Raw genomic sequence first — 8,216 nt, 5'->3', positions numbered from 1 at the left:
TAGGGTCTCCACAAACCCTTTTTAAGGAGGTATTCTGTTTTTGTAAATCTCTCACTTACCCGCAAAGCAAAGCTTGGACCATCAGCAAAGCTGAAGGTTTAATTTATTAATTAACTAATTTTCTTGTAAGTTCGGTTGTGAAATTATTTTAATAGATTCAACTGATAGTCTTTTTGTCTATAAAAAATAGAAACAATATTAAATATCAAAAAAGAAAAAGGTGCTGAAAAAGAAAGCGCACCATCCGCACCATTTCCGCACCACCTTTTGACCTCATAAAAAAACCGAAATCTCTAAAGATTCCGGTTAGTTATATGGTACCGAAGAGAGGACTTGAACCTCCACGCCTCGCGGCACTAGATCCTAAGTCTAGCGTGTCTACCAGTTCCACCACTTCGGCTGAACCCTTTGGTTGTATCATCTGGTGCCGAAGGGGAGATTCGAACTCCCACAAGCGTTCGCTCACTTGTCCCTGAAACAAGCGCGTCTACCAATTCCGCCACTTCGGCACTGAGCCTTCTTTTGCCGTACATAGTCAAACAATTAAATATTGCTTAAAAATGACAGTTAGGCTATATATATTCGTTTCTGAATTTTGTCAAGATTATTGTTCCAAATTAGGAAAAGGTAAACATGGAATTATTTAAAGACATAGATCAAATTGATACTCCATTTAAAAATGCTGTCATTACCATAGGCAACTTTGACGGTGTCCATAAAGGCCATCAAAGTCTTTTCCGGCAAGTGATAAAAAAAGCAAAACAAATCAACGGGACATCGGTTGTCATGACCTTTGCCCCTCATCCGCTAAAAGCATTGGGAATCTCAGGCCCTGCCCTGATTACCAGGCGGGATCAGAAGCTTGAACTCATTGAAAGTTGCGGTATAGATGTTTTATTATGCATTCGATTTGACATGGCCTTTGCCTCAATTACTGCCCATGATTTTATTGAAAAAATTCTTGTGAATAAAATTGGAATGAAAGCGATTATTATTGGTGCGGACTATTCATTTGGAAAAGACAGGCGGGGCAATATTGATCTATTAAAAACGCAGGAAGACCGACTCGGATTCAAAACCATTGTTTCTGACTGGATAAATGATACAGATTCAGACTTGAAAAGAATCAGCAGTACAAGAATACGTAAAATTATTACGAACGGAAAAGTTGATCAGGCCATGAAATTTCTTGGCCGGCACTACCAAATCAGGGGAAAAGTTATCCAGGGCCGTGAACGTGGCGGAAGCCAGTTGGGTTTTCCCACAGCCAACATCAAGCTTCATGATGAACTCTGCCCCAAACTTGGTGTTTATGCTGTCACTGTAGAAACAACCAAAGGTGATTTTTGGGGTGTTGCAAATATTGGATTTTCACCGACCTTTGGCGACCAGATGTTTACCATTGAAGTGCATATCCTTGATTTTAACCATGATATTTATAATACTAGACTCCGCGTCAATATGGTTGAACGGCTTAGAGATGAAAAAAAGTTTGCCAATATTCAAGAACTTTCTGAACAGATTAAAAAAGATATAGAAACTGCAAAGGACATCTTAGAAAAAAATGGCTGTTCTTAAGATTTTAACATACCCTGAAAAATCTCTGTCGCAACCGTCCGTCAAGGTGAACAATGCAGATGGAAATGGTATCGATGATGACTTAAAAAAATTAATTGCCGATATGGGTGAAACCATGTTTAATGCGCCAGGTGTCGGACTTGCTGCACCCCAGATCGGTGTAAACAAAAGGATTCTCGTCTATGATTCCAAAGCAGCCAATCCAGATGATGACGGTTCAAAACAGGAATTTACAGCCTTGATTAATCCGGAGATCATTGCCGCCTCCGGCAGTATTGTTTCAGAGAAAGAAGCCTGTTTGAGTGTATTGGAGTACAGTGCTGATGTAAAAAGATATAAAAAAGTCACAGTCAAGGCGCTTAATATTGAAGGAATAAAAATTGAATTTGATGCAGAAGGGATTCTCGCAGTCATCATGCAGCATGAAATCGATCATCTTGACGGCATCTTATTTATTGATAGAATCAGCGTTTTAAAAAGAGCTATGTATAAAAAAAAAATTAAAAAAAACTTGATGATCAGTGAAGAACAAGACAAATATCATATACATGGGAACACCTGATTTCAGTGTGCCTGCTTTGCGCCGGCTGGCAGCACAGGATGACTTTCATATCAGCCTTGTTATTACACAACCTGACAGACCCAGGGGCAGAGGGAAAAAACTTACAGCTTCACCTGTAAAAACCGCTGCGCTGACGCTGGGGCTTGATGTTTTTCAACCGGAAAAACTCAATTCTGAAAAAGCCAAAGAAAAACTTTTATCCCTCCAACCTGATTTTTTTGTTGTTGCAGCATTTGGGCAGATCCTTTCCCAGGAAATTTTAGATATTCCCAAAGTTCTTCCCATTAATATCCATGCCTCTCTTTTACCAAAATACAGGGGAGCCTCTCCCATTCAGGCATCCATTTTGAATGGGGACAAGGTTACCGGAATAACCACCATGATCATGGCAAAAGATATGGATGCCGGAGACATTCTGATGACATCAACAACACCCATATCCAAGCTTGATACGGCCCAGGATATTCATGACCGGTTAGGGTTAATCGGTGCCGACCTTATTGTAGAAACCATTCATGCCATTTTGGACAACCATCTTGAACCTGCTCCCCAGGATCACTCAAAGGCCACCTATGTAAAAATGCTGAAAAAAGGCGATGGAAAAATTAACTGGGCTCTTGGGAATCGGCAGATCTGTGCCCACATTAATGCCATGACACCCTGGCCGGGAGCCTTTACAAATCTTGGGAACAAAAGGATTAAGATTTATAAAGCCCAAGCCTCTGATCTGCCCTCACGTCAAGAACCCGGGGTTATTTTTCAATGCGACAAAGAGGGAATTCATGTGGCAACCGGAAACGGCAGCCTTGTCATCCTTGAGCTGATGGGAACATCCGGAAAACGATTGAAAGCCGGAGAATTTTTATGCGGCCACAAAATCGATCCGCCTGTAAAATTTGATTCTGTATGATTAAAGACCCCCGGCACATAGCCTTAAATGTTTTACTTTTCTGGCACAAAGCATCTCACCCCCTTGATAAAAGCCTGGAAAGCTATTCAGAAGAGATATCCTTTCTTTCTAAAAATGACAGAAGCCTTTGTAATGCATTAATATTTGGTGTTCTTCGCCAAAGAGAATCCATTGATTGGGTCATACAGTCATTTTCCAACATTTCTTTTGAAAAAATTGATATAAAACCTTTATACCTGCTTCGAATCGCCCTGTTTCAAATTATTTACATGGACAGAATTCCTATCTTTGCTGCCATTAACACAACCATCAATATTGCAAAAAAACTTTCAGACAAAAAGACTGCCGGCTATATTAATGCAGTATTAAGAAATGCAGCAGAAAATTTTTCAAAGGTTCCTTTGCCGGATGCACAGGATAATGCGGAAAAATTTATTTCTGTTAAATTTTCCATGCCCTTATGGCTGTCAAAAAAATGGATACGGGCTTTTGGATTTGAGCCTGCCTGCTCCCTTTGCCGGCAGATAAACACTATCCCTCAGATCACCCTTCGAACCAATACGTTAAAAATAGAAAGACAATCCCTTGCCAAAAAACTTTCTTTAAATGCAAAAAATATTCAATTGACAGATTATGCGACTCAGGGAATCAGTTTTACTAATCCCAGTCTCCCTATTCAGGAATTTGAAGAATTTAAGCTTGGATTATTCCAAATCCAGGATGAAGCAGCACAGATTATCACCCAGTTGCTGGCGCCCAGACCCGGAGAAAAAATTCTGGATGCCTGTGCAGGTCTTGGAGGGAAAACAGGCCATATTGCCCAGCTCATGGAAAATAAAGGAATACTGATTGCTGCTGATATTGAACCCCAAAAACTTGAATCCCTTTTCCTGGATTCCAAAAGACTGGGCATTGATATTATCCAAACAAAACCAATAAATCTGTTAAAAACATCTATTAAAAATTTTGACTTTTATTTTGACCGTGTCCTGATGGATGCACCCTGCACAGGACTTGGCGTAATGCGGCGTAATCCCGATACAAAATGGAAACGATCAAAAAATGATATCGCACGGCTTTCCGCCAAACAGAAAAAAATGCTCAATGCGGCGGCAAATCTGGTTAAACCAGGTGGAATCCTTGTCTATGCTGTCTGTTCCTGTGAAAAAGAAGAAAATGAAGAGGTAATCTATAGATTTTTAGATAAAAGAAAAGATTTTTTAATTGATAAAGATTTTAAATCTGATAATTATTCTATATTAATGACGCATAAGGGATTTTTAAAAACATATCCGGATGCAAACAATATGGATGGATTTTTTGCAGTTCGGTTAAAGAGAAAATCTAAAACCAGGTGAAACTATTAATCATACAGGAGATATTATAGTATGGGAATTATCGCACCTTCAATTCTATCAGCCGATTTCACCAGACTTGGTGAAGAATTAATCACCGTTGAACAGGCAGGAGCAGACTGGATACATATTGATGTCATGGATGGACAATTTGTACCCAATATCACCTATGGACCCCTCATTGTTGACGCATGTAAAAGAGCATCCAATCTTGTTCTTGATGTACATTTAATGATTGAAAAACCAGATCTGATCATTCCTGAATTTGCCAAAGCCGGTGCAGATTATATTTCAGTTCACCAGGAGGCCTGCCCTCATCTTCACCGAAGCCTTCAGCTGATTAAAAGTTTCAATGTTAAGGCAGGGGTGGCATTAAATCCGGCAACACCATTGGCTTCCATAAAATGGATTGCAGACCAGCTTGACTTTGTTCTGATTATGAGTGTGAATCCGGGGTTTGGCGGCCAGAGGTTCATTGAATCCAGTATTGATAAGATAAAAGCCTTATCTCAAATGCTTAAAGAAAAAAATTCAAATGCCATCATCCAGATTGATGGCGGAATCAATAAAGATACCATCAAATCAGTTTCCATGGCAGGTGCCACATCCTTTGTTGCTGGATCTGCCATCTTTAACACAAAGGATTACAAGGAAGCTATCTTAAGTTTACGCCAAAATATGTAAAATTTTTAAGGTGTTGCCACTCTATTTAATCAGTTTGACAATCTGTTTAAAATTATCGCCCTGTGCTGCCCGCAGCAATTCAAAAAATATCATTTCAACACACGTAACCTGACCGCCCGCCTGAACAATTCTCTGAATACCAACCTCATTATTCTCTTTGGTTCTGGAAGACACGCAATCTGATACCACCTGGACCTCGCAGCCTTGATTGATTAAGTCGTGTCCGGTTTGGAAAACACAAATATGGGTTTCAATCCCGGTCAAAAGCACCTGAGTCCTTCCGGCTTTTTTGAATTTATCCATAAATTGAGGTTCGCTGCAGCAGGAGAAAGAAAATTTCTCAATGGGTTCTTCCCCTGTCAAATACTTTGAAATCGCTTCAGTGGTTGGGCCTAAATTCTTTGGGATCTGTTCCATCCAGATAATTGGCACTTCAAGAATTTTCATGCCTTGAATCAGAGTTCCAAGTGATTTAAACAATTTTTCTTTTTCATACATCAACTGAGCCAACTGTCCCTGAACATCAATCAACAGCATAATGGTCTTATCAATGGCAAACATCCTTCCCTCCCTTTGACTATTTATGTTACTTATAAACGCTTAATCCCTATTATCTGAATCAGGGATGCATTTGATCCAATACGTAATGTCTTTTGAAAACTCCTTATATGAGACATTTGTCCTTTGAGTAATGACATTTTTTCCAAATCCAAATACTTTCTTATAACAATCAAAAAAGCTCAAGCTGTCAGAGTTATTTAATCCTTTCATACCGTTTGTTTCACAAATGATCTGCCAAATGGTTCCCGTATCCCTTGTAATGCAGGTATCCTTTAATATGGCCATTATAGTCTCACTGATGTGAATTCCTTCCAGGATGCCACTGCTTTCCAGCCTTGACGCATCATCTACGGCTTTACCGATAGCTGTTACAATTCTCCTTTTACGACTTCCCAAGGGGCCGATCAGTGCTGTGCCAATTTCCATCCCAGCTCTGAAATTGATATTGGTTTGTGTTTTATCAATCAATTCTTTCACCCTTCCTGCCGTATCCATATCATGCTGTCCTGTTTTCAACAAATGTATTTCATTAAAAATGGAGGCCAGAGTAAAAACCATCAACATGATTCTTTCATGTGCTCCCGTTGAAAAATAATTTTTTTCATCATCAAACGGGGAGACGTTCTGGATAAAAACAGAATCACCAATAAAATTATCTATCCTGCATGAATAACGATTTGCATTATTGGCCGCTATCTGGTGACACAGGTTCAGTATAAAAAAATAGTCCCGGGGATTAAACTTATTTCTTATGGTTGCTGAGCCCACCATATCCATGAAGGCATACACACCATCTGTTATATTGACAGCTTCCATAGTGAGCTGCTTTTCATTCACAGCCCCCACAGCTCTCAGGTATTCTTTCTGGGCATTTAACTCGACCCCTTTATTTTTTAATTGCAGTGCTGTATTTCTAAGACTTTTTTCTTTCCTCCAAATGATATGTGCCGCCTGTCTGCCTTTGGCAGACCCGATATATGCAAGAGATGCCATCTCAATAGCTGAAATTAAAATATTTAATCTTTTTTTCAGTTCCAGTTCATGGATGAATTTCTCTCCTGTTTTTTGCAGCAAATTTTCATTGATACTGTTAAAAACAATGGCGCCATAATCCGGGATATAGGCTGAAACAAAATTTTTTGCTTTGAATTGTTTGGCTATGGCATTGTTAATTTTTAAATCTGGCAAGACTTTAAACATATCACCATTATAGGAAAAAATAGGAACCTTTGAATAACTCTCATCGTCGTTTACTGCATCACATATGTTATCAATGACGAGGATTTTAATGCCTTTTTCGTAAAAATCTTTATGTTTTCTAAGGACAAAAGAAATGACACCGTCGCTCTCCTTTTTTTCACCAAATTGAGTGTCTTTATACAGCCTGACAGGCGACAATCCTTTGTGTTTAACGATGAGGGTTCCAAAATATTTCAAAATCAGGCCGGAAAAACCCTTTCCATTAAATTTATGCATGACGCCCCTGTCCCATTTGTCAGGGGGTAAAAATTTAAAATAGGTTTTGTTGGTTCCAAGCAAAAGCCCTACTTGTCTGGCTTGCATCAATTTTAATGAAAAAGATAAAAGAAGATCCAGTGTGTTTTTTTTCTTAAAGACAATCCGTTCAAATTTGTCTATATCAGGCAATTCGTGTTTCATTTTTAGAATACGGGCTTAAAAAGGTGTCGGTGCTGCTGTTATCAGTATCTGTTTTATAAAAAAGATTTTGGAATAAAGAGATCTCCTTTTGTCTGAAAGAAATCAAAGACCCGATGAAAAAAACATGATAAATACGATAGACATTATCAGAAACGATCTTCAATAAGTTGTCTTTGTGTTTTTCCATCCTCACTATCCAGTCATTTAACGTCTTTATATAATGGGTTCTGAAATTCTCTGCACTCAGCAGTTCGAAACCGGAAGCCGATGCCAGGTTCACAAGATCGTGTTCAAACATTAATTCACCGCCCGGAAACATGTATTTATCCAGAAACGAATTCTCATACCCTTTTTTCCTTCTGATATTGGTGGTGATGGTATGCTGCATGAAAAGCCCGCCCTTCCTAAGGCTTTTGTGGACAATTTTAAAAAAATTGAGCATATTAGGTTTCCCTACATGTTCTGACATCCCCACGCATGAAATTTTATCAAATATGTCCGAGCCAAGATCCCTGTAATTTAAAATTTTTATGTTTATTTTATGGGAAAGCCCTTGATTTTCTATCCAGTTTTCAGCATACTTTTTCTGTTCTGAGCTCAATGTAATCCCGGTAACACTTACGTTATAATGCTTTGCTGCATAAACAGCAAAATTCCCCCATCCACACCCGATATCGAGAAGTTTTTCTCCATTTTTTAATCTTAACTTTCTGCAGATAATATCCATTTTTTCATTTTGGGCATTATCCATTGTCGCATTTTCATTTACATAATACCCACAAGTGTATCCCATTGTTTCCCCCAAAAAGAGTTGATAAAAATCACTGGGAACATTGTAGTGGTATTCAATATTCTCTTTCTCTTTTTCCCTTATTTTCATAAAAAAATTGGAAAAAAATGTAAGTCC

General features: G+C 38.7%; 8 protein-coding genes and 2 tRNA genes. 5 read left to right on the top strand and 5 right to left on the bottom strand.

Going from position 1 to position 8,216, the window contains the following annotated elements:
- Nucleotides 1-315: 315 nt before the first annotated feature.
- Together HGJ91_RS13665 and HGJ91_RS13660 are read right to left on the bottom strand one after the other, a co-directional pair.
- A tRNA-Leu gene (locus tag HGJ91_RS13665) sits at nucleotides 316-400 on the bottom strand.
- Between the two features lie 22 nt (nucleotides 401-422).
- A tRNA-Leu gene (locus HGJ91_RS13660) sits at nucleotides 423-509 on the bottom strand.
- Nucleotides 510-633: 124 nt separating this feature from the next.
- Between HGJ91_RS13660 and HGJ91_RS13655 the strand changes: the two genes are divergently transcribed.
- Genes HGJ91_RS13655 through rpe form a run of 5 tightly spaced genes read left to right on the top strand, consistent with a single transcriptional unit; the run spans nucleotide 634 to nucleotide 5,089 of the window.
- On the top strand, nucleotides 634-1,578 hold the full coding sequence (locus HGJ91_RS13655; protein WP_291348368.1) for a bifunctional riboflavin kinase/FAD synthetase: 945 nt from the start codon (nucleotides 634-636) through the stop codon (nucleotides 1,576-1,578).
- Complete coding sequence (gene def / locus HGJ91_RS13650) at nucleotides 1,565-2,140, top strand: peptide deformylase (RefSeq protein WP_291348367.1); 576 nt, start codon at nucleotides 1,565-1,567, stop codon at nucleotides 2,138-2,140. The genes HGJ91_RS13655 and def overlap by 14 nt, the downstream gene beginning before the upstream one ends.
- Nucleotides 2,100-3,050 (top strand): methionyl-tRNA formyltransferase, encoded by a 951-nt coding sequence (gene fmt, locus HGJ91_RS13645; protein WP_291348366.1) that lies wholly within the window; start codon nucleotides 2,100-2,102, stop codon nucleotides 3,048-3,050. Before def ends, fmt begins: the two co-directional genes overlap by 41 nt.
- Nucleotides 3,047-4,408, top strand: coding sequence for a 16S rRNA (cytosine(967)-C(5))-methyltransferase RsmB (gene rsmB, locus HGJ91_RS13640; RefSeq protein WP_291348365.1), 1,362 nt, complete (start codon nucleotides 3,047-3,049; stop codon nucleotides 4,406-4,408). Before fmt ends, rsmB begins: the two co-directional genes overlap by 4 nt.
- A 30-nt stretch (nucleotides 4,409-4,438) precedes the next feature.
- Nucleotides 4,439-5,089 carry a ribulose-phosphate 3-epimerase gene (gene rpe, locus HGJ91_RS13635; RefSeq protein WP_291348364.1) on the top strand — a complete coding sequence of 217 codons (651 nt, stop codon included), beginning with the start codon at nucleotides 4,439-4,441 and terminating at the stop codon, nucleotides 5,087-5,089.
- 21 nt (nucleotides 5,090-5,110) lie between these two features.
- Here the strand turns inward: rpe and HGJ91_RS13630 are convergent, their stop codons facing one another.
- The 3 genes from HGJ91_RS13630 to HGJ91_RS13620 form a co-directional block, all read right to left on the bottom strand.
- Complete coding sequence (locus HGJ91_RS13630) at nucleotides 5,111-5,650, bottom strand: isochorismatase family protein (protein WP_291348363.1); 540 nt, start codon at nucleotides 5,648-5,650, stop codon at nucleotides 5,111-5,113.
- Nucleotides 5,651-5,689: 39 nt separating this feature from the next.
- The gene (locus HGJ91_RS13625) at nucleotides 5,690-7,297 is read right to left on the bottom strand and encodes an adenylate/guanylate cyclase domain-containing protein (RefSeq protein WP_291348362.1); all 1,608 of its coding nucleotides are present in this window, start codon (nucleotides 7,295-7,297) and stop codon (nucleotides 5,690-5,692) included.
- Nucleotides 7,290-8,216, bottom strand: a 927-nt coding sequence (locus HGJ91_RS13620) for a class I SAM-dependent methyltransferase (RefSeq protein ID WP_291348361.1), incomplete at its 5' end; no start/stop codon positions are given. The genes HGJ91_RS13620 and HGJ91_RS13625, both read right to left, overlap by 8 nt.

This window comes from Desulfobacula sp. (assembly GCF_014237455.1).
In the GTDB taxonomy this organism is placed as follows: domain Bacteria; phylum Desulfobacterota; class Desulfobacteria; order Desulfobacterales; family Desulfobacteraceae; genus Desulfobacula.
This window is presented reverse-complemented; position numbering and strand designations above follow the sequence as displayed.

Bases quoted from the DNA above. Each gene is read 5' to 3' on its own strand.
- rsmB (WP_291348365.1), top strand. From the start codon at position 3,047: ATGATTAAAGACCCCCGGCACATAGCCTTAAATGTTTTACTTTTCTGG.
- def (WP_291348367.1), top strand. From the start codon at position 1,565: ATGGCTGTTCTTAAGATTTTAACATACCCTGAAAAATCTCTGTCGCAA.
- HGJ91_RS13630 (WP_291348363.1), bottom strand. From the start codon at position 5,650: ATGTTTGCCATTGATAAGACCATTATGCTGTTGATTGATGTTCAGGGA.
- rpe (WP_291348364.1), top strand. From the start codon at position 4,439: ATGGGAATTATCGCACCTTCAATTCTATCAGCCGATTTCACCAGACTT.
- HGJ91_RS13655 (WP_291348368.1), top strand. From the start codon at position 634: ATGGAATTATTTAAAGACATAGATCAAATTGATACTCCATTTAAAAAT.